This window comes from Paraburkholderia silviterrae, assembly GCF_004353915.1.
GTDB classification, from domain to species: Bacteria; Pseudomonadota; Gammaproteobacteria; order Burkholderiales; family Burkholderiaceae; genus Paraburkholderia; species Paraburkholderia silviterrae.
Genome location: NZ_SMRP01000004.1, coordinates 154,250 through 180,153 on the forward strand (window position 1 = coordinate 154,250; position 25,904 = coordinate 180,153).

22 protein-coding genes and 1 tRNA gene are annotated in these 25,904 nt (G+C 63.7%); 10 read left to right on the forward strand and 13 right to left on the reverse strand.

Features of this window, described 5'->3' with window-relative positions; genetic code table 11:
* Positions 1-381: 381 nt before the first annotated feature.
* Positions 382-804 carry a transcriptional regulator gene (locus EYW47_RS11080; protein WP_133194899.1) on the forward strand — a complete coding sequence of 141 codons (423 nt, stop codon included), beginning with the start codon at positions 382-384 and terminating at the stop codon, positions 802-804.
* Positions 805-973: 169 nt separating this feature from the next.
* On the opposite strand, the gene yidC is transcribed toward EYW47_RS11080, so the two are convergent.
* The 4 genes from yidC to rpmH form a co-directional block, all read right to left on the reverse strand.
* Positions 974-2,668: a membrane protein insertase YidC gene (gene yidC / locus EYW47_RS11085; RefSeq protein WP_133194900.1), complete on the reverse strand. Its 1,695-nt coding sequence runs from the start codon at positions 2,666-2,668 to the stop codon at positions 974-976.
* A gap of 30 nt (positions 2,669-2,698) precedes the next feature.
* Positions 2,699-2,929 (reverse strand): membrane protein insertion efficiency factor YidD, encoded by a 231-nt coding sequence (gene yidD, locus EYW47_RS11090; RefSeq protein ID WP_043287862.1) that lies wholly within the window; start codon positions 2,927-2,929, stop codon positions 2,699-2,701.
* A gap of 98 nt (positions 2,930-3,027) precedes the next feature.
* Positions 3,028-3,495, reverse strand: a complete 468-nt coding sequence (gene rnpA / locus EYW47_RS11095; protein ID WP_240763640.1) for a ribonuclease P protein component — start codon at positions 3,493-3,495, stop codon at positions 3,028-3,030.
* Between the two features lie 65 nt (positions 3,496-3,560).
* Positions 3,561-3,695 (reverse strand): 50S ribosomal protein L34, encoded by a 135-nt coding sequence (rpmH, locus tag EYW47_RS11100; protein WP_004198824.1) that lies wholly within the window; start codon positions 3,693-3,695, stop codon positions 3,561-3,563.
* A 422-nt stretch (positions 3,696-4,117) separates the two neighbouring features.
* On the opposite strand from rpmH, the gene dnaA reads away from it, so the two are divergent.
* The 3 genes from dnaA to gyrB all read left to right on the forward strand — a co-directional run bounded on the left by dnaA (position 4,118) and on the right by gyrB (position 9,781).
* On the forward strand, positions 4,118-5,746 hold the full coding sequence (dnaA, locus tag EYW47_RS11105; RefSeq protein ID WP_240763641.1) for a chromosomal replication initiator protein DnaA: 1,629 nt from the start codon (positions 4,118-4,120) through the stop codon (positions 5,744-5,746).
* 343 nt (positions 5,747-6,089) lie between these two features.
* Positions 6,090-7,193, forward strand: coding sequence for a DNA polymerase III subunit beta (dnaN, locus tag EYW47_RS11110; RefSeq protein ID WP_028221544.1), 1,104 nt, complete (start codon positions 6,090-6,092; stop codon positions 7,191-7,193).
* A 113-nt stretch (positions 7,194-7,306) separates the two neighbouring features.
* A complete protein-coding gene (gene gyrB / locus EYW47_RS11115; protein WP_133194902.1) occupies positions 7,307-9,781 on the forward strand; it encodes a DNA topoisomerase (ATP-hydrolyzing) subunit B in 2,475 nt (824 codons plus the stop codon).
* 406 nt (positions 9,782-10,187) lie between these two features.
* Here the strand turns inward: gyrB and EYW47_RS11120 are convergent, their stop codons facing one another.
* From EYW47_RS11120 to adh, 3 genes are all read right to left on the reverse strand, one after another.
* Complete coding sequence (locus EYW47_RS11120; RefSeq protein WP_133194903.1) at positions 10,188-10,667, reverse strand: AraC family transcriptional regulator; 480 nt, start codon at positions 10,665-10,667, stop codon at positions 10,188-10,190.
* Positions 10,668-10,819: 152 nt separating this feature from the next.
* Positions 10,820-11,200 carry a DUF779 domain-containing protein gene (locus EYW47_RS11125; RefSeq protein WP_133194904.1) on the reverse strand — a complete coding sequence of 127 codons (381 nt, stop codon included), beginning with the start codon at positions 11,198-11,200 and terminating at the stop codon, positions 10,820-10,822.
* Positions 11,201-11,376: 176 nt separating this feature from the next.
* A complete protein-coding gene (gene adh / locus EYW47_RS11130; protein WP_133194905.1) occupies positions 11,377-12,897 on the reverse strand; it encodes an aldehyde dehydrogenase in 1,521 nt (506 codons plus the stop codon).
* A 415-nt stretch (positions 12,898-13,312) separates the two neighbouring features.
* Between adh and EYW47_RS11135 the strand changes: the two genes are divergently transcribed.
* Positions 13,313-13,507, forward strand: coding sequence for a hypothetical protein (locus tag EYW47_RS11135; RefSeq protein ID WP_133194906.1), 195 nt, complete (start codon positions 13,313-13,315; stop codon positions 13,505-13,507).
* Positions 13,508-13,532: 25 nt separating this feature from the next.
* Here EYW47_RS11135 and EYW47_RS11140 read toward each other — a convergent pair whose 3' ends face one another.
* The gene (locus EYW47_RS11140) at positions 13,533-13,850 is read right to left on the reverse strand and encodes a hypothetical protein (RefSeq protein ID WP_133194907.1); all 318 of its coding nucleotides are present in this window, start codon (positions 13,848-13,850) and stop codon (positions 13,533-13,535) included.
* Positions 13,851-14,092: 242 nt separating this feature from the next.
* Here EYW47_RS11140 and EYW47_RS11145 point away from each other — a divergent pair, with 242 nt between their 5' ends.
* A complete protein-coding gene (locus tag EYW47_RS11145; protein ID WP_205710054.1) occupies positions 14,093-14,374 on the forward strand; it encodes a hypothetical protein in 282 nt (93 codons plus the stop codon).
* An 86-nt stretch (positions 14,375-14,460) separates the two neighbouring features.
* Here the strand turns inward: EYW47_RS11145 and EYW47_RS11150 are convergent.
* Positions 14,461-14,536: transfer RNA gene (locus EYW47_RS11150), tRNA-Lys, on the reverse strand.
* A 315-nt stretch (positions 14,537-14,851) separates the two neighbouring features.
* Here EYW47_RS11150 and EYW47_RS11155 point away from each other — a divergent pair.
* The gene (locus tag EYW47_RS11155; protein ID WP_133194908.1) at positions 14,852-15,256 is read left to right on the forward strand and encodes a PaaI family thioesterase; all 405 of its coding nucleotides are present in this window, start codon (positions 14,852-14,854) and stop codon (positions 15,254-15,256) included.
* Between the two features lie 39 nt (positions 15,257-15,295).
* The gene (locus tag EYW47_RS11160) at positions 15,296-16,204 is read left to right on the forward strand and encodes a patatin-like phospholipase family protein (protein ID WP_133194909.1); all 909 of its coding nucleotides are present in this window, start codon (positions 15,296-15,298) and stop codon (positions 16,202-16,204) included.
* Positions 16,205-16,277: 73 nt separating this feature from the next.
* On the opposite strand, the gene EYW47_RS11165 is transcribed toward EYW47_RS11160, so the two are convergent.
* The gene (locus tag EYW47_RS11165; protein WP_133194910.1) at positions 16,278-17,291 is read right to left on the reverse strand and encodes a D-2-hydroxyacid dehydrogenase family protein; all 1,014 of its coding nucleotides are present in this window, start codon (positions 17,289-17,291) and stop codon (positions 16,278-16,280) included.
* Between the two features lie 385 nt (positions 17,292-17,676).
* Between EYW47_RS11165 and EYW47_RS11170 the strand changes: the two genes are divergently transcribed.
* The gene (locus EYW47_RS11170) at positions 17,677-19,527 is read left to right on the forward strand and encodes a phosphoenolpyruvate carboxykinase (GTP) (RefSeq protein WP_133194911.1); all 1,851 of its coding nucleotides are present in this window, start codon (positions 17,677-17,679) and stop codon (positions 19,525-19,527) included.
* A 365-nt stretch (positions 19,528-19,892) separates the two neighbouring features.
* The gene (locus EYW47_RS11175; RefSeq protein WP_133194912.1) at positions 19,893-20,996 is read left to right on the forward strand and encodes a LysR family transcriptional regulator; all 1,104 of its coding nucleotides are present in this window, start codon (positions 19,893-19,895) and stop codon (positions 20,994-20,996) included.
* A gap of 128 nt (positions 20,997-21,124) precedes the next feature.
* Here the strand turns inward: EYW47_RS11175 and EYW47_RS11180 are convergent, their stop codons facing one another.
* From EYW47_RS11180 to dprA, 3 genes are all read right to left on the reverse strand, one after another.
* Complete coding sequence (locus EYW47_RS11180) at positions 21,125-23,767, reverse strand: DNA topoisomerase III (RefSeq protein WP_133194913.1); 2,643 nt, start codon at positions 23,765-23,767, stop codon at positions 21,125-21,127.
* Between the two features lie 411 nt (positions 23,768-24,178).
* On the reverse strand, positions 24,179-24,556 hold the full coding sequence (locus EYW47_RS11185) for a thioredoxin family protein (protein WP_133194914.1): 378 nt from the start codon (positions 24,554-24,556) through the stop codon (positions 24,179-24,181).
* Positions 24,557-24,632: 76 nt separating this feature from the next.
* A complete protein-coding gene (gene dprA, locus EYW47_RS11190; protein WP_133194915.1) occupies positions 24,633-25,874 on the reverse strand; it encodes a DNA-processing protein DprA in 1,242 nt (413 codons plus the stop codon).
* Positions 25,875-25,904 lie beyond the last annotated feature (30 nt).

Genomic DNA, 25,904 nt, shown 5'->3' on the forward strand with positions numbered 1-25,904 from the left:
GCCGACACGTGCAGCCCACCAGGTGCAGTTGGCGAAGCGTGGACTGTGTGATGCGGCTAAACGCGGCGTGCCGACGTCGTCTGGCTGCACCCGCGAAAGTGCGTGGATTGTAACGCGATGCGTGCACGCGCTTCCCGCGAAGATTCCACCAAGACTCATCCGAATTTATCTCAATTTAGATAAGATTAGTCTCTAGATGAATTGGCATTTCTGGGAGTAAAGAGCCTGTCGATCGGGCAAAGCTCCAATCTGGCGGGGCATCCTGTCGGACCACGCTGTTCTTGTGCTACCAACAACTTCAGGTGATATGTAGCTTTCATGAGTTATATATCGCCCAATTGGTTGCTAACTTCGGTGAAAGCTGGTTGCACAATTTAAAACATGCCAACCATCGAAGAAAAAGCCGCCTTTTCCGAACGTCTGAAGTTCGCGATGAAGCGCGCCCCGGAAAAGCTGCGTGGCAGCACCGACCTCGCGAACAAGTTCAACCTGCGCCACCACGGCGATCAGCCGGTGTCTCCGCAGACTGCCCACAAGTGGCTGAGCGGCCGCACCATTCCCACCAATGACAAACTGGAAACGCTTGCGCAATGGTTCGACGTAGACGCACACTGGCTCCATTACGGGCCGTCGCCGGGCAACGCCTTGGGCGCCGTTCCCCAACCACGCAAACCGGACGAAAAATATCCGCTCTCCGAGGAAACACTGGAGCTGGCTTCGAAGATCGAGGCGCTGAGCGTGCATCACCGCTATCTCGTTGAAGAGCTGGTCTCGCAGTTCTACGGCAGCGGCAAGAAGCTCTAGCAGAGCAGTATCGCCCGACCGCGCTTTGGCACGGCAAGCAGACAAAACGCCGCACGCGAAGCACACCCCGCGCAGGAAATAAAAAAGCCGCCCGGCTCTTTGCCGGGCGGCTTCATTTTTGGCGCGCCTCATTGCGAGGCGAGGGCGGCGTTCAGCGCCGCCCCCGCACTCAGGCGGCGTCCTTCTTCGGCGCGATGTCTTTCTTCGCCTTGCCTTTGCCCATCATGCGCGTGATGTAGTACTGCTGCGCGATCGACAGCACGTTGTTCACGACGTAATAGAGCACGAGGCCCGCCGGGAAGAAGAAGAACATGACCGAGAACGCGATCGGCATGAACATCATCATCTTGGCCTGGACCGGGTCCGGCGGCGTCGGGTTCAGCTTGGTCTGCACGAACATCGAAACGGCCATCAGGACCGGCAGGATGAAGAACGGATCCTGCTGCGAGAGGTCGTGAATCCAGAGCATCCACGGCGCGCCACGCATTTCCACCGACGAGAGCAGCACCCAGTACAGCGAGATGAACACCGGAATCTGGATCACCACCGGCAGACAGCCGCCGAACGGATTCACCTTCTCGGTCTTGTAGAGCTCCATGAGCGCCGCGTTCATCTTCTGCGGGTCGCTCTTGAAGCGCTCGCGCAGCGCCTGCATGCGCGGCGTGATCTCCTTCATGCGCGCCATCGACTTGTAGCTGGCAGCCGAGAGCGGGAAGAACACGGCCTTGATGAGCAGCGTGAGCAGCACGATCGCCCAGCCCCAGTTACCCACATAGCTGTGGATCTTCTCGAGCAGCCAGAACAGCGGCTTGGCGATGATCGTCACCCAGCCATAGTCCTTCACGAGCTCCAGACCCGGCGCGATGCCTTCGAGCATGCGCTCTTCTTCCGGACCGGCAAACAGTTGCGCCTGCACGTTGTCGGTCGCGCCCGGCGCGATCGTGCCGAGCGGCTGCTTCACGCCCACGCGGTAGAGCGAGTTGTCGAACTTCTCGACGTAAATATCACGCTTGGCGCCCTGCTGCGGAATCCAGGCCGTCGCGAAGTAGTGCTGCACCATCGCAATCCAGCCGTTGTTGGCCTGGTTCACGTAGTCGGCCTTGTTCTTGTCGATGTCGCTAAACGAGATCTTCTGGAAGTGATGCTCGTTCGAGTACACCGCCGGGCCGATGAAGGTGTGCGAGAAGCGCGGCGTTTCCACCGGTTCGCTGTCGCGCACGAGCTCCATGTAGAGCGTGGGCGAGACCGGCGCGCTGCCGACGTTCTGCACCTTCGTGTCCACGCCGATCACATAGCTGCCCTTCGTGAACGTGTAGGTCTTGGTGACCTTCACGCCGCCCTTTTCGGGCGACTCGAGGCTGATCTGGAACGAGCTGGCGTCGCCGCTCAGCTCGCGCGGACCGTTGGCCGCCGTGTACACGTCGTTGTGGTTCGGGAAGTCGCCACCGAGGAGCCCCGTACGCGCGAGGTACGTGTGGTCCTTGGTGTGGTCGAACAGCGTGATGTACTGATTGGCCTTGCCGTTCTCTTCCTTCACGAGCGAGAGCTTCACGAGCGTGCCGCCGCGCGTGTCGATCTCACCGTCATAGACGTCGGTGCGGAAGTGCACGAGCTGCGCGGCCGCTTCGGCGGGCTGGGCCGTCGTCGCGGGCGCCTGGCCCGCGCTGGCTGCCGGCAGGTCGGATGCGGCGTTAGCCGCGTTCGCCGAACTCGTGGGCGCGGCGCCGCTGGCGGCGCTCTGCTGGGTTTGCGTCGCGCTCGGGAAGAACATCGACTGGCGTCCGTGGTCGCGCTGCCAGTTGTCGTACAGCATGACCGCTGACATGAAGAAGATGACCCATAGGACGGTGCGTTTGATATCCATGCGTTGTCTCAGTGTCGATGGAATGGCGCGTCAGCGCTTTTTCGGGGGTGCAGGGGGGACCAGGTCGACGCCGCCCGCCGAAAACGGGTGGCAGCGGCACAGCCGCTTCGCGGCGAGGTAAGTCCCACGCGCGGCGCCATGATACTGGATTGCCTCGCGCGCGTAATCGGAACAAGAAGGATAAAAGCGGCACCGGTTGCCGAGCAGAGGACTCACGGCAAGCTTGTAGAAACGCAGTAACGCGATCAGTACCGTTTGCATGGCGTGGCGGCCGGACTGCGCCGCATAGAAGTTCGAACCTCGAGCCGTGCCGTCGGGCGCGGCCCGCACAGCGCGAACGCCGGGTTCGCGCGCGCTCGTCATGAGCCGGCGGGCGCTGGCGGCCCAGACTCATGCATGCGGCGCTTTCCGGCCTCACGAGCCGCCTTCTCGAGCAAGGTCTCGATTTCGGCCCGGCACAACGCCTTGAGCGGCGGCGACGAGGCACCCGGCATGGCCTTGCGGTCGAATTTCGTATGCAGGCGCAGCAGCAGGTCGAAGCCTTCGAACTGCGCGCGGCGCACGCGAAACGCCTCGCGGGCCATGCGGCGCACCAGGTTGCGCGTGACCGCGCGCGGCGCGTACTTCTTGCCAATCACGAGCCCAAGCCGCGCATCCTTGCCGGTGGGCCGCCCATACACGACGAAGTGCGCGGTGCGGCGCCAGGGGCGCAAACGAAAAACGGATGAGAACTCATCCGTTTTCAGTAGCCTTGCGGCTTTCGGGAAAGCGGCCTGCGTTCGCAACAGGGTAGTGCGCGCGTCGTCCGCTTGTTCCGACAGTTTCACGTCAGGCCCGCTATCGTTGATTGTGCTGATAGCGATGCTATCGACAAAACTGGAAAGCGGCGCGCTTAGATGGCGAGGCGCTTGCGACCCTTCGCACGGCGTGCGTTGATCACTTTGCGGCCACCGGCGGTCTTCATACGCACGCGGAAGCCATGGGTACGCTTGCGGCGGGTAACGGAAGGTTGGTAAGTACGTTTCATGTTGCTCTCACTTGTTGAGAATTGACCGCGGCGAGCATCGCGGAAAAAGCAATGGCCGGTGGTACAAGGGATTGGTTTTCGCGGAACCCGCTATTTAATCCCGTTTTTCGTTGGCCGTCAACAGGTTAGAGCATCACCGCAGCAAGATCGCCCCTGGCGTGATCCTGCCCCCACATGTGCGGAGCAGGGTGCGCCGCGCTGATCCGTCCCTGTGGATAACTTCCTGGCGAAGGGATTTCGGCGTTAGAATCTCGCCTATCCCAAGAATCCTGCATGCCGCTCTGGCCCGCCTGCTTGCCGCAAAACCCTTGCCGCGCGGGCGTCCGGAGCATTTGCCGTCGTCCCGTCAGGGCCTCGTTGCATTTGTGCAACACACACGGGCCGGCCGCAACGCATGCAAACAAAACGACCACAGCAACTCGATGAACGAATTTTGGCAACACTGTTCCGCACTGCTGGAGCGCGAGCTAACGCCCCAGCAGTACGTGACGTGGATTAAACCGTTGGCCCCGGTTGCCTTCGATGCTGCGGCGAACACGCTGCAGATCGCCGCCCCCAACCGTTTCAAGCTCGATTGGGTCAAGAGCCAGTTTTCGGGCCGGATCACCGATATGGCGCGCGACTTCTGGCAGACGCCCGTCGACGTGCAGTTCGTCCTCGACCCGAAGGCCGGCATGCGTGCGCCGCACGTCGCCCCGGCGGCCGCGCCGCGCGCGCCGCTGGCCGCTGCGCACGCCGAAACCGCGCACGCGGCGGCTCAAGCGCAACATCTGACACGCCAGGCAGCCTTGTCCCAGGCGGGCATATCTCAGGCGGGCACGTCCTACACGAGCCCCGCCGCCGCGGCGCTCGCGGGCATGACGCACGCGGCAACGCAGAGCGCGGCTGCCGCGCAAGCGGCCGAAGACGCCGCCGACCTCGACCTGCCGAGCCTCGACGCCAACGAAGCCGCTGCGGGCCGCCGTGGCTGGCGGCCAGGGCAGAGCGCGGCTGCGGCCGCCTCGAGCGGCGAACCCGACCCGACCTACGAGCGCTCGAAACTCAACCCGGTGCTCACGTTCGACAACTTCGTGACGGGTAAGGCGAACCAGCTCGCGCGCGCCGCGGCCATCCAGGTGGCCGACAACCCCGGCATTTCGTACAACCCGCTGTTTCTCTACGGCGGGGTGGGCCTCGGCAAGACTCACTTGATCCACGCGATCGGCAATCAGCTGTTGATCGACAAGCCCGGCGCACGCATCCGCTACATCCACGCGGAGCAGTACGTGTCCGACGTGGTGAAGGCGTACCAGCGCAAGGCGTTCGACGACTTCAAGCGCTACTACCACTCGCTCGACCTGCTGCTGATCGACGATATTCAGTTCTTCTCGGGCAAGTCGCGCACGCAGGAAGAGTTCTTCTATGCATTCGAGGCGCTGGTCGCCAACAAGGCGCAGGTGATCATCACGAGCGATACGTATCCGAAGGAGATTTCGGGTATCGACGACCGCCTGATCTCGCGCTTCGACTCGGGCCTGACCGTGGCGATCGAGCCGCCCGAGCTGGAAATGCGCGTGGCCATTCTGATGCGCAAGGCGCAATCGGAAGGCGTGAGCCTGAACGAGGACGTGGCGTTCTTCGTCGCCAAGCACCTGCGCTCGAACGTGCGCGAGCTCGAAGGCGCGCTGCGCAAGATCCTCGCGTATTCGAAGTTCCATGGCCGCGACATTTCCATCGAGCTGACCAAGGAAGCGCTCAAAGACCTGCTGACGGTGCAAAACCGCCAGATTTCGGTGGAAAACATCCAGAAGACGGTGGCCGACTTCTACAGCATCAAGGTCGCCGACATGTACTCGAAAAAGCGCCCCGCGAACATCGCGCGGCCGCGCCAGATTGCGATGTATCTCGCCAAGGAGCTTACGCAGAAGAGCCTGCCGGAAATCGGCGAGCTGTTCGGTGGTCGCGACCACACGACGGTGCTGCATGCCGTGCGCAAGATTGCCGACGAGCGCACCAAGGACGCCCAGCTCAACCACGAGCTGCACGTCCTCGAGCAGACCCTCAAGGGCTGACGCTTCCCGAGTGCCGGTTAGAGCCCTGACTCTAACCGGCTGTAAAGCAGCAAGTCACACAGCACAGAAGTCTGGGACCACGCGGGTGCCCGGGTAGCCAGGCTGCCGGGGCACCCGCGCAGCCCGACCTGTGACCTGTTTATTGCGCGGATCGCCCCCAATTTAGGGAAGCGGTCCGTTTTCAGGCACAATATGGGTTTAACCGCGCTGCGGCCAGGCTGCCGCGCGGATTTCACGCCGCGGCCTGCGCTGCAGGGCGGCTCCAGGGTTTGGGGCGCTGGGTTCAACGCTGGCGCCGGCCCTGGACGGGGTGCGCAGACCGTCACATCAACGAAGGAACTCTATGCAACTGGTCAAGACCGAACGCGATAACCTGCTGAGGCCGCTGCAAACGGTGAGCGGCATTGTCGAACGCCGCCACACGTTGCCGATCCTCGCCAATCTGCTGATCACCAAAACCGGTTCCGACGTCTCGTTCCTGTCGACCGACCTCGAGTTGCAGATCACCACGACCGCCGACTTCGGCGTCGGCAACGACCAGGTGGCCACGACGGTCGCGGCCCGCAAGCTGCTCGACATCCTGCGCGCGATGCCCGACGGACAGGTCACGCTCACGCTCGCCGACAAGCGCCTCACGGTGCAGTCGGGCAAGAGCCGCTTCGCCCTGCAGACGCTCGCCGCGGACGAGTTCCCCACGGTGGCCCAGGCGAAGGACTTCGGCGCGAACCTCTCCGTGCCGCAGAAGACCTTCCGCCAATTGCTCGGCATGGTCTACTTCGCGATGGCGCAGCAGGACATTCGCTACTACCTGAACGGCATGCTGCTCGTCGTGGACGGCGACCAGCTCATGGCGGTCGCCACCGACGGCCACCGCCTCGCGTTCTCGTCGATGAAGATCGAAGGCTCGTTCGCGCGCCAGGAAGTCATCATCCCGCGCAAGACCATTCTCGAACTCCAGCGCCTGCTCGAAGACATCGACGACACGCTGCAGATCGACATTGGCTCCACGCAGGTGAAGTTCACGTTCGGCCAGGTCGAGCTCGTCTCGAAGCTCGTGGAAGGCAAGTTCCCCGACTTCCAGCGCGTGATTCCGAAGGCGCACAAGAACACCTTCCAGATCGGCCGCGAAGAACTGCAGCGCTCGCTGCAACGCGCGGCGATTCTCACGTCCGACAAGTTCAAGGGCGTGCGCTGCATTATTGAGCCGGGCCAGCTCAAAATCATGTCGACCAACGCCGACCAGGAAGAGGCGCAGGAAGAGCTGGAAATCGCCTACCAGGGCGACACCATCGACATCGGGTTCAACGTCACGTATCTGCTCGACGTCCTCGCGAACCTGAAGGTCGACACGCTGGAAGTGAGCCTTGGCGACGCCAGCTCCAGCGCGCTCATCACGATTCCCGAGAACGAGGAATTCAAGTACGTCGTGATGCCAATGCGCATCTAAAAAGCGCGACAGAAGAAGAACACCAGGGGGCGCTGCGCCCCTTTGGCGTTTTTATGGCTTTTTGAAAAAGTCTCGAGCAGTAACCCAGGCAGTACGCAGAACCGGAAAATTCCATGACTGATACGAACAACTCGCAACCCGACAACAGCAGCTATGGCGCCTCGTCGATCCAGATCCTCGAAGGACTGGAGGCAGTGCGCAAGCGGCCCGGGATGTACATCGGCGACACGTCGGACGGCACCGGTCTGCACCATCTCGTCTTCGAAGTGCTCGACAACTCGATCGACGAAGCCCTCGCCGGCTACTGCAACGACATCCACGTGGTGATTCACGCGGACAACTCCATCTCGATCACCGACAACGGCCGCGGCATTCCCACGGACGTGAAGATGGACGACAAGCACGATCCGAAGCGCAGCGCCGCCGAAATTGTGATGACCGAGCTGCACGCGGGCGGCAAGTTCGACCAGAACAGCTACAAGGTCTCGGGTGGCCTGCACGGCGTGGGCGTGTCGTGCGTGAACGCGCTCTCGAGCTTTTTGCGCCTCACGGTGCGCCGCAACGGCAAGAAGTACTTCATGGAATTCCACCGTGGCGTGCCGCAGAACCGCGTGCTCGAAGAGCGCGACGGCCACATGGTCTCGCCCATGCAACTGCTCGGCGACACGGAAAACCGCGGCACCGAAGTGCACTTCATGGCCGACGAAACCATTTTCGGCAGCGTCGAGTACCACTACGACATTCTCGCCAAGCGTATTCGCGAGCTCTCGTTCCTGAACAACGGCGTGCGCATTCGCCTGACCGACCAGCGCACCGGCAAGGAAGACGATTTCGCGTTCGCGGGCGGCGTGAAGGGCTTCGTCGAGTACATCAACAAGCAGAAGCAGGTGCTGCACCCGAACATCTTCTACGTGTCGAGCGAGAAGGACAGCGTGGGCGTTGAAGTGGCGATGCAGTGGAACGACAGCTACAACGAAAGCGTGCTGTGCTTCACGAATAACATTCCGCAGCGCGACGGCGGCACGCACTTGACCGGCTTGCGCGCGGCGATGACGCGTGTGATCAACAAGTACATCGCCGATAACGAAATCGCGAAGAAGGCCAAGGTCGAGACCTCGGGCGACGACATGCGCGAAGGTCTCTCGTGCGTGCTCTCCGTGAAGGTGCCGGAGCCGAAGTTCAGCTCGCAGACCAAGGACAAGCTGGTTTCGTCGGAGGTGCGTGCGCCGGTCGAGGAAGTCGTGGCGAAGGCGCTGGAAGAGTTCCTGCTGGAAACGCCGAACGACGCGAAGACCATTTGCAGCAAGATCGTCGATGCCGCGCGTGCGCGCGACGCCGCGCGCAAGGCGCGCGAGATGACGCGCCGCAAGGGCGTGCTCGACGGCGTGGGCCTGCCGGGCAAGCTCGCGGACTGCCAGGAAAAGGATCCGGCGAAATCGGAAGTCTATATCGTCGAGGGCGACTCGGCAGGTGGCTCGGCCAAGCAGGGCCGCGACCGCAAGTTCCAGGCAATCCTGCCGCTGCGCGGCAAGGTGCTGAACGTGGAGAAGGCGCGTTACGACAAGCTGCTGTCTTCCGAGCAGATCGTCACGCTGATCACGGCGCTTGGCTGCGGCATCGGTAAGGACGACTACAACCTCGACAAGCTGCGCTATCACCGCATCATCATCATGACCGACGCGGACGTGGACGGCGCGCACATCCGCACGCTGCTGCTCACGTTCTTCTATCGGCAGATGCCGGACATGATCGAGCGCGGCTATGTGTATATCGCGCAGCCGCCGCTGTACAAGCTCAAGGCGGGCAAGGACGAGCGCTATCTCAAGGACGAGACGGAGCTCAACGCGCATATGCTGCGCCTCGCGCTGCAGGGCTCGGAGCTCGTGCCGAACGAAGGCGCGACACCCATTTCCGGCGACGCACTGGGTGAGCTCGCGCGGTCGTACCAGCTCGCGCGCGGCGTGGTGGATCGTCTCTCGCGTTTGTACGACGAGCGTGCGCTCGAAGCGATCATGGATGGCGTGTCGATCGATCTGTCGAGCGAAGCTTCCACCGAGGCTTCGGCGCGTGCGCTCGAAGCGCAGTTGCGCGACGATCCCCTGAAGCCCGAAGTGACGGTCGTGCCGATGTACGACGCGGTGCGCGAGCAGCGCTCGCTGCGCGTGGAGCGCCGTCATCACGGCAACGTGAAGGTCTCGGTGATCGACGAGGAGTTCCAGCTCACGGCCGATTATCAGCAGCTCGTGAATACGTCCAATACGTTCAAGGGCTTGATCGGCAAGAACGCCCTCATCAAGCGCGGCGAGCGCAGCATGGCGGTGACCAACTTCAAGAGCGCGATGAAGTGGCTGATCGCGGATGCCGAGCGCAATGTCTCGAAGCAGCGTTATAAGGGGCTCGGCGAGATGAACCCCGGGCAGCTCTGGGAAACGACGATGGATCCGACCGTGCGGCGTTTGCTGCGCGTGCAGATCGAGGACGCGATTGCCGCCGATGGCATCTTCACGACGCTCATGGGCGACGATGTGGAGCCGCGTCGCGCGTTTATCGAGAGCAATGCGCTGCGGGCGGGGAATATTGACGTTTGAGGCGTTATAACTCCGTTTGAACAACAAAGCCGGCGCGTGCCGGCTTTGTTGTTTCTGGCGACAAGAGAGCGGCAAACCCGGCGCGAAGCTATCCACAGAAGCCTGCGGATAACCCTCGGAAAACCCCTGGAAATCGCTGTGCACGAATCGGGGATAACTTCGGCGCCGGGAAAACGCCCGAAAAGTTACCAGCAGCATCCTGGTGTTGTCCCGCTCTCGCCCGCAGAGTTATGAATTATCCACAGCTTTGTTTACTCAATGGTTTTTCCCGCTTATCCACAGGAAACCCAGGGGCTTGTTAACTACTACTATGTTTACGTATACATAGATTAAAAAAACCTTAGAACCCTCGTGCCGGAAGCGTCTCAAGCCGCCGGGTACGCCTTCGCCGGCGGATGGAGCAACATCAAATCAGCCGGATATACAACTCCGTGCGCAAGTCTTCAGGCGCCACTTCATCGGGCGTATTCAAATAGATCTCGAACGAAGGCATCGAAAAATCCGCCTTGCGCCCCGACTTCGGCAGCCACTCGTTGTAGAACCACATCCACGAGTCTCCGAGACCCTCATACGGTCCCTTGTGCAGCAGCATCGCGTGATCGCCGCCGCGTAGATGGATCTTCTCGACGGGCGAAATGACTTCGACGTCCGTTTCCTGCTTCAGATGAATCGCCGCTTTCGAACGCAGTTTCGACTCTTCGACCTGGGTGGGATCGTCGTAGAAAATGCCGACCATGTGTGCGCCCGACGTGCGCACCTGACGCTCGCCGAGCCATTGCGCGAGCGTGGAGAACGCGTCGCTGATCTTCATGTACGGCCCCACGTGGCCGACGGCGAGCAAGTCCATCGGATCGAGGGTGAGGATCTTTACGTCGCTGAGTTGCATGGTGGCGTCTCCAGGTTCGACGGCCGCTCGGGCCGCGCAGGTTCGGATGCTTGAACGCGCAGGTTCATGCGCTTCAAGATAGCACCGCGCTTCGGGAGACGTTCTTTACTGGGCCTCGTGCACCTCGGGCGCAACTCGCGCCTCCCAGACGCTCACAGGCTGACCCGCGTCACCGGATGCGCCTGAAGCCACGCGCTTTCTTCATCGTCATAAAGCCGCGAGCGCGTGAGAAAGCGCAGCCCCGTGGGCCGCTCCAGCGAAAACATGCCGCCGTTGCCCGGCACCGCGTCGATGATGAGCTGCGTATGTTGCCAGTACTCAAACTGTGCCTCGGTCATATAGAACGGTATCCCGCCGATCTCGCCGAGCTGCACGTCGGCGTTGCCGACCATGAACTCGCCGGCGGGAAAGCACATGGGCGCGCTGCCGTCGCAGCAGCCGCCCGATTGGTGGAAGAGCAAGGGGCCGTGCTCGCGTGCAAGCTGCTCGATCAGTGCGAGTGCGGCCGGCGTAGCGGTAACGCGTGCAACCATGAGGCGGTTCTCCGGACTTCGTGGTCTGGCCGGCGCGGGCGAACAGGCGCAAGCGCAAACGGCTGCATACAGGTGTCAGTGCGCCGCCGGTTCGCGTCGCGCCACGCAATGCGTCTGCGCCAGGGCGACCGGGAAAGCTCCTCGGCCCGCTCGCCCCAGCCGCTCAGCCGTCGCGATCAGAAGAAGCCAAGTGGCTTCTCGCTATAGCTGACGAGCAGGTTCTTCGTCTGCTGATAGTGGTCGAGCATCATCTTATGGTTCTCACGGCCGATGCCCGACTGCTTGTAGCCACCGAACGCCGCGTGCGCCGGATAGGCGTGATAGCAGTTGGTCCAGACGCGTCCGGCCTGGATCGCCCGGCCAAAGCGGTACGCGCGCGTGCCGTCGCGCGTCCAGACGCCGGCGCCCAGGCCATAGAGCGTGTCGTTGGCGATTTCCAGCGCTTCCTCTTCGGTCTTGAAGGTCGTCACGGAAACGACCGGCCCGAAGATCTCTTCCTGGAAGATGCGCATCTTGTTGTGGCCGCGGAAGACCGTGGGCTTCACGTAGTAGCCGTCGCCGAGCTCGCCGGCCAGCTTGTTGCGCTCGCCGCCGATCAGGCATTGCGCGCCTTCCTGCTTGCCGAGGTCGATGTACGAAAGGATCTTTTCGAGCTGCTCCTGCGAGGCCTGTGCGCCGATCATCGTCTTCGTATCGAGCGGGTGACCCTGCTGGATCGCGGCCACGCGCTTGATCGCGCGCTCCATGAAACGGTCGTAGATCTTCTCGTCGATCAGCACGCGCGACGGGCAGGTGCACACTTCGCCCTGGTTGAGCGCGAACATCGCAAAGCCCTCGAGCGCCTTGTCGAAGTAGCTGTCGTCGTGGTCGAGCACGTCGGCGAAGAAGATGTTCGGGCTCTTGCCGCCGAGCTCCAGCGTCACGGGAATGATGTTCTGGCTCGCGTACTGCATGATCAAGCGGCCCGTGGTGGTCTCGCCGGTGAAGGCGATCTTGGTGATGCGGCGGCTCGAGGCGAGCGGCTTGCCGGCTTCGAGGCCAAAGCCGTTCACCACGTTGAGCACGCCCGGCGGCAGCAGGTCCTGAATCAGCTCGACGAGCACGAGCAGCGAGGCGGGCGTCTGCTCGGCGGGCTTGAGCACCACGCAGTTGCCGGCCGCGAGCGCGGGCGCGAGCTTCCAGGCGGCCATCAGGATCGGGAAGTTCCACGGAATGATCTGGCCGACCACGCCGAGCGGCTCGTGGAAGTGATAGGCGACCGTGTCGTGATCGATCTCCGAGATGCCGCCTTCTTGCGCGCGCACGCAGCTCGCGAAGTAGCGGAAATGATCGATGGCGAGCGGGATATCGGCGGCGAGCGTCTCGCGCAGCGGCTTGCCGTTATCGATGGTTTCGGCCACGGCGAGCTTGTGCAGGTTCTGCTCGAGGCGGTCGGCGATGCGGTTGAGGATGTTGGCGCGGTCGGTCGACGAGCGCTTGCCCCACGCGTCCTTGGCCTTGTGCGCGGCGTCGAGCGCGAGCTCGACGTCGGCTTCGCGCGAGCGCGGAATCGAGGTGAACGGATGCCCGGTGATGGGCGAAATGTCGTCGAAATACTCGCCGCCGAGCGGCGCCACCCATTCGCCGCCGATGAAATTGCCGTACTGCTTCTTGTAGGGGAACTCGGTGTTCAGAAACTGCATGTCCGCGTGATTCATCTGCGTGCTCCTCACTGATCTCTGTCGATATGGATGGGCGCGGAAGCCCCGATGCTGCTGGCGGTCGCGCAACCGGAGCGCACATACGCCAGAAGCGTGCCAGTGAGCACGCATTCACGGTGCGGCGGGCGTTTGCGGGATCATCGGATCAAAAGAAGGGCGTCGGGCGCCGCTTGCGCGCGCGAAGCGGTCTGTGCCCGCTGTGCCGCGGAGGAACAGCGCGGCACGAGGCTGCTCAGAAAAGGAACAACCGGCCAACGGTGCCCGGAACACTGCACTGAGCATCACGCAATACGAACGCGGCGAGCAAACGAGGGCGCGGGCGAGCAGAAAGCGCAGCGCCGCGCGGGAAAAATGCGGCGCGCGGGGCGCGCATGCTGTAGGCTTTGCACCCGTAACAGCAAGGAGAGTTTGCATGTCGAGCACATTCGTCTGCCGCAATCAGTCGTGCGGCACCCCGTGGGAACAGAGCGAGGTAGTGATCAAGAACGAGGGCCAGGGCCCGCTGTTCCGTTGCCCGCTGTGTGGCGCCCGCAATTACCTCGAGCAGTTGGAAGACGACGAGGGCAATGTCGTCTACGAGCAGGTGGACGGCAAGCCGTTCCTCTAAGCCCGGCGCGCGCCCCCGCGGTTCGTTAGAGAATTTCGGAAGCGAGCGAGATACCGAAGATCAGGCCGCCGATCAGACCGAGCGCGCGGCCTACGAGCAGCAGATTCAAGTCTTCGTCGAGCATGCCGGCGTCGCGCCGCTCGCGCAGCACGGTCCGGTGCAGCAGGGGGCGCGGGAACAACAGGCAGGCGGAAATCAGGGCCGGCACGGCTAGCCGGACGGCTGCGCTGTAATGGCGGTCCGAGGGAAAATCGAGCCAGACTAGCAGCACAACGAGGAGCGCGGTGATGATTGCGCCGACGATTGCGCCGGCGACGAGTTTGTCGGTGGGATGCCCGTGCATGACAACTGCCTAAGAGGATTTTCAGTAGCACCATCATCTGATGTACGTCAGAAAAACCCCATCGGAGCAGTCTTAAAACACAGGCGTGCTGTCTGGCGGGGCGCAAAAGCATAGTGCGTGCCAGCGCTCGTGTTTTGCGATGGGTTTGCACCTATCCGTTCGAGTAGGCTGGCGTCGCCGTCCCAGCGTCCTACAGTACCGTCATACGATAAGAATGACTGTCGGACATTACGGGGTGTGCCATGACATTTGTCGAACAAGAAATCGCGCATATCGCGCGCGTGATGCCGCTCTCGCTCGCGAGCGACTTCGAGGAGCCGGTCATGGGCGTCGATTACTGGCGCAAACGGCTGCACACCCTGCTCAAGCAGAATCACCTGACCCACTTTCAGCTTGCGACTGTCGACACGCTGTTGCGTCAACTCGACGGCTTCGAGGCGCTGGGCCGCTGGCTGCCGGAACCGAATAAGGTCGCGCGGCTGCCGGTGCGGATGAGAGAAAGCCGCGCCATGGCGGCGGTTTGAATCGGTTTGCCCACCCGTCCGCGCAAGGCAGGCGCGGAAAAGCAAAAAGCCCGGTCGCGGTGACCGGGCTTTTTGCATGAATTCGCTGGTGGGGCGTGAGTGACTCGAACACTCGACCTACGGATTAAGAGTCCGCTGCTCTACCAACTGAGCTAACGCCCCAACAGAAAAAAGATTATGCCCGGCTTTTTGAGAGTTGGCAAGCCCTTTTCGCAAATTTCCTAAAAATAGTTGTCGGCAGGTAGAGGTTCCCATCGGCGGGGGGCGGATGAGCTTCGGCCATCGCTTTGACATCGTGCCGTGTTGAGCCGTCGGCGATGCCTCCCGGTATGATGTCGCCACGCCGCGCTGATTCCCAGCCGGCAAGCCGCTTGGTGTTTCCCGATTCCGCTGCCCGATCGATTCGATGCGATTCGATGCGCCGGGTCAGGCGGCCTTGCCGCGCGGCATGAATCCCAGACAAGAAGGCATAAGACGATGGACGATAAGGCAATCGACGCGCTGCTCGAGCGCGTGCTGGCGCCGTGGGTCAAGGCGCTCGGGATGAGGCCGGTCGAAGTCACGGAGGAGAGCGCCACGATGCGTCTGCCGTTTTCCGGCGAGTTCCGTCACTCGGGCGGCGTGATCTGCGGCCAGGTGTTCATGGCGGCCGCGGATACGGCGATGATCGTCGCCATTGTCGCGGCGCTCGGCGAGTTCAAGCCCATGAGCACAGTTGCACTGAACACCAACTTCATGCGCGCCGTGCGCAAGGGCGACGTGACGATCACGGCCCGCGTGCTGCGCATGGGCCGCAATCTGGTGTTCGGTGAAATAGAACTCTACGACGAAGAGGGCCGAATGGCCGTCCACGCCACTTCGACCTACGCGCTGCTCGATTAAGCTCTTGCCTTCAGGACTTTATCGAGAGTTAGAGGGCGCATGTTCGATCAGGTTGTCTTTGCCGGCGGCGGCAATCGTTGCTGGTGGCAGGCGGGGTTCTGGGACGTCGTGCAGCCGCAACTGCAGATACGCCCGCGCGTGATCACGGGCATCTCGGCGGGGGCGGCCACCGCCTGCATGCTCTACATGCGCGACTCGCAGTGGGTCATGCGCTATTACGAGGAAGCGCTCAAGCACAACAAGCGCAACGCCTATTGGGGCAATCTGCTGCGCGGCGAAGCGGTTTTTCCGCACTACCGCATCTATCGCCAGGCGCTGCTCGACATCTACGGCCCGCAGTTCGCCAGGCTGCAGGACGCGCCCGAGATCCGCATCGGCGTGTCGCATCTGCCGCGCTGGCTGGGCGCGCGCAGTGCCGTCGCGGCGGGGCTCATCGCGTACAACATCGAAAAGCACGTCCGCAAGACGCTGCATCCCACGCTCGGGCGCAAGCTCGGCTTTCATCCGGAATTCGTCACCGCGCAGGATTGCGAGCGCGTGGACGACCTCGCCGATCTCGTATTGCAGTCCTCGTGCACGCCGCCTTTCACGCCGGTCCTGCGCCGCAACGGGCGGCCGGTGCTCGACGGCGGCATGGTCGACAACGTGCCCGTGGACGCGCTCGACGACACGCCGGGCCGCGTGCTCGTGATGGTGACGCGTCTTTATCCGCGTCCGCAGATGTTTGTCGTGCAGCACCGCACGGGCGCTGCCGGCGGCGCATCAGGTGGCGAACCGGCCGGCGTGCAGCAGCGTCTGTATGTGCAGCCCTCGGCCAAGGTGCCGATTTCGAGCTGGGACTACACGAGCCCGCTGCAAATGCAACACGCATACAACCTCGGCGCTCAGGACGGCGAGCGCTTCCTCGAGCGTCTGCCTGCGGTGTTCGCAGCGGCTGCGCACGCGTGATGGCAGCCTGTTGCGCGCGCACATGAAAAAAGGCGGCCCGAGCCGCCTTTTTCGTCCTTTTAGCGCCTGGCGCCTAGCGGCGACGCCCGCCCTGCAGCGCTTCGGGATTCGCAACGTGCGAGTGATCGCCCGCGTCGAACGCGAGGATGTTGCGGAACGCCGCGCCGAAGTAGAGCTCGTAGCTCTCGCGCTCCACATAGCCGATGTGCGGCGTGCAGATCACGTTTTCCATGCGCAGCAGGCTGTAGCCCTGCAGGATCGGCTCGCTCTCGAACACGTCGATGGCGACCATGCCCGGCCGGTTGTGCGAAAGCGCGCCAAGCAGCGCGTTTTCTTCCAGCAACTCCGCGCGGCTCGTATTGACGAGCAGCGAAGTCGGTTTCATGCGCAACAGATCCTCCTGCTTGACGATGCCGCGCGTGTCGTCGTGCAGGCGCAGGTGCAGCGAGAGAATGTCGCTCTCCTCGAAGAGCGCTTCGCGGCTGGCGGCTGCTTCATAGCCGTCGGCGCGCGCCGCTTCGAGCGAATGCTCGCGGCCCCACACGATCACGCGCATGCCGAACGCCTTGCCGTAGCCGGCCACGAGGCGCCCGATCTTGCCGTAGCCCCAGATGCCGAGCGTCTGACCGCGCAGGACCTGGCCCAGACCGAAATTGGGCGGCATGGCCGAGGTTTTGAGCCCCGACTGTTGCCACGCCCCTTGCTTGAGGTTGGCCACGTACTGCGGAATGCGCCGTTGCGCCGCCATGATGAGCGCCCACGTGAGCTCGGCGGGCGCGACCGGCGAGCCGGTGCCTTCGAGCACGGCAATGCCGCGTTCGCTGCAGGCCGCCATGTCGATGTGTGGGCCGGCTTTGCCGGTCTGGCTGATCATGCGCAGATGCGGGAGCTTGTCGAGCAGTTGCGAGGAGATGCGGGTGCGTTCACGGATCAGCACGAGCGCATCGACTTCCGAGAGGCGGCTTGCGAGCTGGCCGAGACCGCGCACGGTGTTGTTGAAGACCTTGACCTCGTGATCGGCAAGCAATTGAAAGCAGTCGAGCTTGCGGACGGCGTCCTGGTAGTCGTCAAGGATGGCAATTTTCATGGCAGCTTGGGTGAGGGGTGGCGCACATCTCGGTGCGACTCATGTTCATCTGGTGGTTATCCCACTATGCAGCGCGCGGCAGGCTGGTATGAATACAAGGGAGCCTTCCGGTGCACGGAACAGCCAGGCACTGCAATTGCTGTTCTATGCGATGGCGCTCAATACGGCCAGACACAGTTTGAATGAGAATTTCCCCCCTTTTATCAGCTTGAAGGGTCACGACGCAAGCCGCTTTACAGACGGTTGCGAACCCTCGCTGACAGGGTCTTGACGGCCTGCCCGACTGCGCGAACGAAGGTGTTCATTCGTGCAGATCATGCCTCTCGCATGCAGCGTCGAAAAGGGCCCGACTCGAATTTTTATCAGCCCTCACGGAGACATATCGATGAATCATCCCGACTTCCCCGCTCAGGCAGCCGCCCAGGCGCCGGCCTGGGTCCGGCACCGGAAACTGATCGAGTGGGTTCAGAAGATCGCGGCGCACACGCAGCCCGAGCGCATCGTCTGGTGCGATGGCTCGCAGGAAGAGTACGACCGCCTGTGCCAGCAGATGGTCGACGCAGGCACGATGCGCCGTCTCAATCCGCAGAAACGCCCGAACTCGTATCTCGCGTGCTCCGATCCTTCGGACGTGGCGCGCGTGGAGGACCGCACCTTTATCTGCTGTGAAAAGAAGGAGGACGCCGGCCCGACCAACAACTGGATGGCGCCCGCCGAGATGCGCTCGACGCTGGACGGCCTCTTCGCCGGTTCCATGCGCGGCCGCACGATGTACGTCGTGCCGTTCTCGATGGGTCCGCTCGGCTCGCCCATCGCGCATATCGGCGTCGAGCTTTCCGATAGCCCGTACGTGGCCGTGAACATGCGGATCATGACGCGCATGGGCCGCGCCGTGTACGACGTGCTCGGCGAGGACGGCGCGTTCGTGCCGTGCGTGCACAGCGTGGGCGCGCCGCTGGCGGCGGGCGAGCAGGATGTGCCGTGGCCGTGCAACAAGACGAAGTACATCGTTCATTTCCCGGAATCGCGCGAGATCTGGAGCTATGGCTCGGGTTACGGTGGCAACGCGCTGCTCGGCAAGAAGTGCTTTGCGTTGCGCATCGCTTCGACGATGGGCCGCGACGAAGGCTGGCTCGCCGAGCACATGCTGATTCTTGGCGTGCGCTCGCCGGAAGGCCGTAAGTACCACGTTGCGGCGGCGTTCCCGTCGGCGTGCGGCAAGACCAATTTCGCCATGCTGATTCCGCCGGCTGCCATGAACGGCTGGGAAATCAGCACGATCGGCGACGATATCGCCTGGATCAAGCCGGGTGCGGACGGCCGCCTCTACGCGATCAACCCGGAAGCCGGCTATTTCGGCGTGGCGCCGGGCACGAGCGAAAAGACCAACTACAACGCCATGGCGACGCTCAAGGAGAACGTGATCTTCACGAACGTCGCGCTCACCGACGACGGCGATGTCTGGTGGGAAGGCATGACCGACGAGCCGCCCGCGCACCTGATCGACTGGCAGGGCAACGACTGGACGCCCGCTGTGGCCAAGGAGACGGGCCGCAAGGCCGCGCATCCAAACGCGCGCTTCACGGCGCCCGCCTCGCAGTGCCCGTCGATCGATCCTGCCTGGGAAGATCCGAAGGGCGTGGCGATCGACGCTTTCCTGTTCGGCGGCCGCCGTTCCACCACGGTGCCGCTCGTGACCGAGGCGCGCGACTGGACGCAGGGCGTCTACATGGCCGCGACCATGGGCTCCGAGACCACCGCGGCCGCGGCCGGCCAGCAGGGCGTGGTGCGCCGCGACCCGTTCGCGATGCTGCCGTTCTGCGGCTACAACATGGCCGACTACTTCGGCCACTGGCTCAAGATGGGCGAGCGCCTCTCGAAGCTGGGCGCAACGCAGCCGCGTATCTTCTGCGTGAACTGGTTCCGCAAGGGCCCGGACGGCAAGTTCGTCTGGCCGGGTTTCGGCGAGAACATGCGCGTGCTCGAATGGATGGTGCGGCGCATCGAGGGCAAGGCCCAAGGCGAAGACCATGCGTTCGGTGTTTCGCCGCGTTACGACGACCTGAACTGGGGTGGCCTGAACTTCACACCGGCGCAGTTCGAGCAGGTGATCTCGGTCGATGCCGACGCGTGGCGCGCGGAGCTCGCGCTGCACTCGGAACTCTTCGAGAAGCTCGCTCACGGCTTGCCGAAAGCGTTGAGCGATGCGCGTACGGCGCTCGAAGAGCGTTTTTGAGCACCGGCGCGAAATGAAGGTGAGTGCTCACTAGCATTGCTGCACTGCCTTTTTAGCCTGTCCAGGAAACACAAGCCGCCTTCGGGCGGCTTTTCTTTTGGGGGTCTGATTACTACTCTCGACACTGGATCAGCTCGGTGAGGCCGCTGTGCATCGGGCCTCGGGTTATTTCGCTGCAGTGCGCAGAATTGTTTCGGCTTGGGAAACAAACGCCGATCTGACAGTGCGTCTTGGGTGACAGTCGCGAAAATTACAAAGAATTTCCGACATTCTTAGGCAACTTCTGCACGATTTCTCATGTCGTAGGAGAATTCGCGGTTTCCGCCGCCGTTTTTCGGCGGACCGTAACAGGCAGGAGTTGTCACATGGATCATTTGCAGTCGATGCGAGTATTCGTCAAAGTGGCCGACCTCGGCAGTTTTGCCCGGGCCGCTTCCGCGATGGATATCTCCAATGCGGTTGCAACGCGTCACGTCGCCGACCTCGAAGGGCGGCTTGGCACGCGTTTGCTCAATCGCACGACCCGCAGCCTTTCCCTCACCGAATCCGGGCAGGTCTATCTCGAACGCGCCCGCCAGATCCTCGACGAGCTCGAAGATGTCGAGCAGATGGTGGTGGCGCGCAATCATGAGCCGGTCGGCACACTGCGTATCGTCGCGCCGGTGGTTTTCGGGCTGCACAACCTCGCGCCCGTGCTGCAGACCTATACGCAGCGCTACCCGCAGGTCGTGCCGGACGTGACGCTGGTCGACCGTCAGGTGGATCTCGTCGAAGAAGGTTTCGATCTGGGCGTCGTGACCGCGCGCCAGATGCGCAGCGCGAGCATCGTCACGCGCCGTCTCACGACGGGCTGCATGACCGTGTGCGCCACGCCCGCCTATCTGGAGAAGCACGGCACGCCCACGCGCCCCGAGCATCTGATGGAGCATCCGTCGCTTTCGCTGCCCTCGGAGTACTGGGGCGACGAGCGGGTCTTCACGGGGCCGGATGGCGAGGTGCGCGTGCGCCCGACCAACGTGATTGTCGCGAACAACACCGAGATGCTGCGCCAGTTCGTGCTGCTCGGCATGGGGATCTCGATCCTGCCGAGCTACCTGATCGGGCGCGACATGACGCGCGGGCGCCTCGTGCGCCTGCTTGGCGACTATCGGCTGCCGCAGGTCGAGATCAACGTCGCGTATCCGAGCCGCCGCCACTTGCCGGCGAAGGTGCGCACGTTCATCGACCACCTCGTCGAGCACTTCAGCCAGACGCCGAACAGCCAGCTCGGCGAGCAGTGGGTCAAAGACGGGCTGGCGCGCCCGGCAAGCGGCGCCGGGCACCCGGCGGTGCCCGAGGCGTTCGACGGTCTGGAGCCGGTTTCCGGCTTGCTCGACGGCGATCATCACAGCTCGCCAGGCGATCGTGCGACGAAGGCGCAGCGCGTGGCTGCGGGGCGCGCGCGGACGTCGGCGCTGTCGCCGCTATAAGCGTGTTGCGGCGCCCGGCGCGCGGGGCCGGACGGCAATAAAAAAAGCGCAGCTTCGTGAGAAGCTGCGCTTTTTGCTTGCGCGCGCCGCCGGGAGCGGCGGCTGAGCGGTGCGCGAAACTGGCCCGATTACGAGCCGGTCTTGCGCGCCGCCGTCTTGCGGGCAGCGGTCTTTTTCGCGGGCGCGGACTTGGCGGCAGCCGTTTTGCGCGCTGGCTTCGCGCTCGTTTCGGCGGCGTCGTTCGCGGCTTCGTCCGTTTCCGCCGTGGCAGCCGACTTCTTCGCTGCCGTCTTGGCCGCAGTCTTCGCGCTCGGCTCCTTCTTCTCGAACTCGAAGCCAATCTTGCCGTCGCTCTGCTTGACGAGGAACGCCTTGAAGTTGCGGCCCGTGCGCGAGGACTTGAAGTTCGTCAGCAGGTCGGTGCGGCCTTCGGAAAGCAGCTTTGCCATCTGCTCGCGTGCGATCTCCTGCTGCAGGATCACCTTGCCCGAGCGGAAGTCGCAGGTCTTCGGATTCGCGACCGAATGCTCGCAGACATAGCTCATGCCGTGCTCGAACACGCGGCCCTTGCACTTCGGGCAGGCGCCTACCGGCTCCTGCTGCGAGAAGTCGGGCGCTTCGCCGTCCTCGCTGCCCTGGTCCTGGCCGAAGTCGAATTCGAGCTTGAAGTTCTTGATCTCGTCGTCGAAGGAGAGCTTGAGGATGGCCGAGAACGGCCGGCCCATCTTGCTGCGGAAGCCCGAGAGCGGGCCGATCGTCTTGTTCTGCAGCAGCTCTTCCACTTCAGGGATTTCGAACTGACGGCCACCCGGAATCTTCGAGATCGAGAACTCGCACTTCGTGCACGCGAAGCGGCGGTAGTTTTCCTTCACCTGGCCGCCGCAGTTCGGGCACGGCGTTTCCAGCGTCGCGTAGTCGCCGGGAATGGTGTCGGAGTCGTATTCCTTCGCGCGCTTCACGATGGTCTGCGTCATGCGGGCGATTTCCTGCATGAACGCGTCGCGCGGAAGCTTGCCGCGCTCCATCTGCGAAAGCTTGTATTCCCATTCGCCGGTGAGCTCCGGCGCGGTGAGTTCCTCGACGCCGAGGCCGCGCAAGAGCGTCATGAGCTGGAACGCCTTGGCTGTGGGAATCAGCTCGCGGCCTTCGCGCACCAGATATTTTTCGCCGAGCAGGCCTTCGATGATCGCCGCGCGCGTGGCTGGGGTGCCCAGGCCCTTGGCGGCCATCGCCTCGCGCAGCTCCTCGTCGTCGACGAGCTTGCCCGCGCCTTCCATGGCCGAGAGCAGCGTCGCTTCGTTGTAGCGCGCAGGCGGCTTGGTCACGAGCTGATGCGCCGCGATCTTGTCGGTCTTGACCTTCTCGTCCTTCTGCACCGGCACGAGGTTGGCGTCGTCGCCGCCCGCGTCGCGGCCGTAGACCTGCAGCCAGCCCGGCTCGACCAGCACCTTGCCCTCGGTCTTGAAGTGATGGCCGGCGACTTCGGTGATACGCGTGGTCACGCGGTACTCCGCTGCCGGGAAAAACACGGCGAGGAAGCGCTTCACGACGAGGTCATAGAGCTTCTGCTCGGGCTCGGAAAGCGACTTCGGCGCCTGCAGCGTGGGGATGATGGCGAAGTGGTCGCTGATCTTCGAATTGTCGAAGATGCGCTTGTTCGGTTTCACCCAGCCCTTGTCGAGCACCTGCTTGGCATGCGGCAGGTAGTTGTTGCTCTCCTTGAGCATCTCGAGCGTCTCTTTCACGGTGCCGATGTAGTCCTCGGGCAGCGCGCGCGCGTCGGTACGCGGGTAGGTGAGCACCTTGTGCTTTTCGTACAGCGCCTGGGCGAGGCCAAGCGTGTTCTTGGCCGAGAAGCCGAAGCGGCCGTTGGCTTCACGCTGCAGGCTCGTCAGGTCGAAGAGCGCGGGCGAGAGCTGGGTGGACGGCTTCGATTCCTCGGTGACCGTGCCTTCGCGGCCATGGCAGGCGGCCACGATGGTCTCGGCGGCCGGCAGGCTCCAGAGGCGCGAGTCGCGCCTTTCCGGGTCGAGCTCGTCCTTCTTGAATTTCGGGTCGTACCAGCGGCCCTCGTAAAAGCCCTTGGCGCAGACGAACTCCGCGCGCACTTCCCAATAGTCGCGCGGGACGAAGCGGCGGATTTTCTCTTCACGTTCGACGACGATCGACAAAGTAGGCGTCTGAACGCGGCCGACCGTGGTGAGGAAGAAGCCGCCGCCCTTGCTGTTGAAGGCGGTCATCGCGCGCGTGCCGTTGATGCCCACGAGCCAGTCGGCTTCCGAGCGGCAGCGGGCCGCGTCGGCGAGCGGCAGCATGTCGTGGTCGCTGCGCAGGTTCCCGAAGCCGTCGCGGATCGCCTGCGGCGTCATCGACTGGAGCCACAGGCGCTGGACCGGTTGCTTGGCCTTCGCGTGCTGCGCGATCAGGCGGAAAATCAGCTCGCCTTCGCGCCCCGCGTCGCATGCGTTGATGAGTTGCGTGACGTCCTTGCGCTTGAGCAGCTTGGTGAGCACCTTGAGCCGCGACTCGCTCTTGGCGATCGGGTTCAGGTCGAAATGCGGCGGGATGACCGGCAGATGCGCGAAGCTCCATTTGCCTCGCTTGACTTCGTACTCTTCGGGCGCGGCGATTTCCAGCAAGTGGCCAACCGCCGACGAAAGCACGTAGTCGTCGCTTTCGTAGTACTCGTCATGCTTGGTAAATCCGCCCAAAGCGCGCGCGATATCGTTCGCGACGGATGGCTTCTCGGCGATGATCAGGGCTTTGGACATGACTGGTCGTGTGTGGGTGATTCCGGGCTTGGGATAGGGTTCGCGCCCCGCGGCTATGCCGTCTGGGTTTGCTTCGGGGCCGGCGCGGCGCGTTTCGCCTCTCGCTTAACGACCGCTTTATAGCACATGGCGCAGCGGCGGCGATTTTCGTGTCATCGGATGTGTGCCGCCTGGCGCTCGCGGCGATGTTGCCTGCATATCGTCCGCGGGGCGCTCACGGGGCGCTGCTGGGTTGCTTTTGGGTCGCTTCTGGGTCGCCTTCGGGCGCCCATCATAAGGGCGCGGCGCGCCGACGGGCAAGCGCGCACCCGTGTGGAGCCAGACCGGATGATGGGCGATACGCACGCGGTTGCCTGATGCTTCATTGATGCGGCTTCACGGTCATGACACTGCTGGGTCCCCGGTCGCGCGCTACGCCTCGGCCAGCACGGGCCGCAGCTTCGGTGCATCGGCGACGCCCGGCAGCGCGGTGAGATCCGCGAGCATGCGCTCGACCACGGCGCCGTGCGGCAGCACCGTGCCGAAAAAGCGGGTGGCCTTGCTGTCTTCGATCAGGATGGTGGGGAAGTTCTCCACATCGAGGTCGTCGAAGCGGTCGGCGTGCGTTTCGATGTCGATCCACGCGAAGCAGATCTCGGGATGGGCTTCGGCGATACGGTCGAACGTCGCCCGATAGTCGCGACAGGTGCCGCACCACTGAGCGCACAGACAGGCGACGAACAGCGTGTCGCGGTCCGTGACGCGCTCGGCGATCTGGTCGGCGTCGGTGTCGAGGTCAAGCGCGGGCATGATCGTTCCTTGCGTTCTCTTATATATAGTGTGGGCGTTTGGCGGGTGTTTGGCGCGAATGTAACACGGCGGCGCGCTAGTAGTGGGACGCCCGCGTAAACCGGCCTCCGGGCAGTGTGCTCACGTGTCCGGCCAGCTCGAGTTGCAGCAGCGTGGCCTGCAGAACCGCCTCGGTCATGTCGGTGCGTTGCGCGAGGATTTCAAGCGTAGCGGGGGCGTGGCCGAGCGCGGCAAGCAGCGCGCGGGCCTCGGGCCCGATTGGCGCAGCGGGTGCGCGTGCCGCTTCGGCTGGCGGCTGCGTCTGGGCGGAGTCTTGCTCCAGGCGGGGAGGTTGCGCTTCGAATTCGAGGTCAAGCGTCATTGCGCAGGCAGGGCTTCGTTCACGCGGCACCGCGGGGCGCCGCGCTCGTGGCGCCGGCTGCGTGAACCGCAGCGCCTCGAGTATTTCCTCCGGTGTCTCGACTAGTTGCGCGCCTTCTTTGATCAGCCGATGGCAGCCGCGCGAGAGCGGCGCGTGGACGGAGCCGGGCAGGGCGAACACATCGCGTCCCATTTCGTTGGCGAGCCGCGCGGTGATGAGCGAGCCCGAGCGCATGGCGGCCTCCACCACGACGACACCCTCCACGAGCGCCGCGATCACGCGGTTGCGCTGCGGGAAATTTGCCGAGCGCGCGGGCGTGCCGAGCGGCCATTCGCTGACGAGCGCGCCGCGCGCGGCAATCTGGGTCGCGAGTGCATGATGCGCGGCGGGATAGACGAGGTCGGCGCCGGTGCCGGTTACGGCGACGGTGCCGCCGAGTTCGTCGAGCGCTCCCCGGTGCGCTGCGCCATCCACACCGAGTGCGAGGCCCGAGACGACCGTCACCCCAGCCGAGGCGAGCGTGCGAGCGAAGCGCACGGCGTCCTCGAGGGCTTGCGGCGTGGCGCTGCGGCTGCCCACCACGGCCACGCTGCGCGCGTGCAGCAGATCGAGCCGCCCTTTCACGTAGAGAAGCGGCGGCGGGTCGGGCATCGTCAGGAGGCGCGGCGGGTAGGCGGGATCGGCGAGCGTGACGAGCGCATTGCCGGGCAGCGCGCACCAGCCGGCCACGGCGGCGACTTGCTGCGCAAAGTCCGCTGCGGGCGGCGCCAGCACGGCGCGGGCCGCTTCATAGCCCGCCGCGGCCGCGAGCGCGTCGAACGGCTGCGCGAGCACATGCTGCGGCAGCCCGAATGCGCCGAGCAGTGCGCACAGCGCCGCCGGCTTCAGGCCCCGTGTGTTCGCGAGGCGCAGCCAGGCGCTGAGTTCGTCGGCCCCGAGCGGCAAGGTGGCGAGCATCGGCGATTCTCCGTCGACGGGCGAACCGTG

What these genes read in the sequence shown, in the direction of transcription:
- EYW47_RS11080 (WP_133194899.1), top strand. Translation starts at nt 382, where the DNA reads ATGCCAACCATCGAAGAAAAAGCCGCCTTTTCCGAACGTCTGAAGTTC.
- yidC (WP_133194900.1), bottom strand. Translation starts at nt 2,668, where the DNA reads ATGGATATCAAACGCACCGTCCTATGGGTCATCTTCTTCATGTCAGCG.
- yidD (WP_043287862.1), bottom strand. Translation starts at nt 2,929, where the DNA reads ATGCAAACGGTACTGATCGCGTTACTGCGTTTCTACAAGCTTGCCGTG.
- rpmH (WP_004198824.1), bottom strand. Translation starts at nt 3,695, where the DNA reads ATGAAACGTACTTACCAACCTTCCGTTACCCGCCGCAAGCGTACCCAT.
- dnaA (WP_240763641.1), top strand. Translation starts at nt 4,118, where the DNA reads ATGAACGAATTTTGGCAACACTGTTCCGCACTGCTGGAGCGCGAGCTA.
- dnaN (WP_028221544.1), top strand. Translation starts at nt 6,090, where the DNA reads ATGCAACTGGTCAAGACCGAACGCGATAACCTGCTGAGGCCGCTGCAA.
- gyrB (WP_133194902.1), top strand. Translation starts at nt 7,307, where the DNA reads ATGACTGATACGAACAACTCGCAACCCGACAACAGCAGCTATGGCGCC.
- EYW47_RS11120 (WP_133194903.1), bottom strand. Translation starts at nt 10,667, where the DNA reads ATGCAACTCAGCGACGTAAAGATCCTCACCCTCGATCCGATGGACTTG.
- EYW47_RS11125 (WP_133194904.1), bottom strand. Translation starts at nt 11,200, where the DNA reads ATGGTTGCACGCGTTACCGCTACGCCGGCCGCACTCGCACTGATCGAG.
- adh (WP_133194905.1), bottom strand. Translation starts at nt 12,897, where the DNA reads ATGAATCACGCGGACATGCAGTTTCTGAACACCGAGTTCCCCTACAAG.
- EYW47_RS11135 (WP_133194906.1), top strand. Translation starts at nt 13,313, where the DNA reads ATGTCGAGCACATTCGTCTGCCGCAATCAGTCGTGCGGCACCCCGTGG.
- EYW47_RS11140 (WP_133194907.1), bottom strand. Translation starts at nt 13,850, where the DNA reads ATGCACGGGCATCCCACCGACAAACTCGTCGCCGGCGCAATCGTCGGC.
- EYW47_RS11145 (WP_205710054.1), top strand. Translation starts at nt 14,093, where the DNA reads ATGACATTTGTCGAACAAGAAATCGCGCATATCGCGCGCGTGATGCCG.
- EYW47_RS11155 (WP_133194908.1), top strand. Translation starts at nt 14,852, where the DNA reads ATGGACGATAAGGCAATCGACGCGCTGCTCGAGCGCGTGCTGGCGCCG.
- EYW47_RS11160 (WP_133194909.1), top strand. Translation starts at nt 15,296, where the DNA reads ATGTTCGATCAGGTTGTCTTTGCCGGCGGCGGCAATCGTTGCTGGTGG.
- EYW47_RS11165 (WP_133194910.1), bottom strand. Translation starts at nt 17,291, where the DNA reads ATGAAAATTGCCATCCTTGACGACTACCAGGACGCCGTCCGCAAGCTC.
- EYW47_RS11170 (WP_133194911.1), top strand. Translation starts at nt 17,677, where the DNA reads ATGAATCATCCCGACTTCCCCGCTCAGGCAGCCGCCCAGGCGCCGGCC.
- EYW47_RS11175 (WP_133194912.1), top strand. Translation starts at nt 19,893, where the DNA reads ATGGATCATTTGCAGTCGATGCGAGTATTCGTCAAAGTGGCCGACCTC.
- EYW47_RS11180 (WP_133194913.1), bottom strand. Translation starts at nt 23,767, where the DNA reads ATGTCCAAAGCCCTGATCATCGCCGAGAAGCCATCCGTCGCGAACGAT.
- EYW47_RS11185 (WP_133194914.1), bottom strand. Translation starts at nt 24,556, where the DNA reads ATGCCCGCGCTTGACCTCGACACCGACGCCGACCAGATCGCCGAGCGC.
- dprA (WP_133194915.1), bottom strand. Translation starts at nt 25,874, where the DNA reads ATGCTCGCCACCTTGCCGCTCGGGGCCGACGAACTCAGCGCCTGGCTG.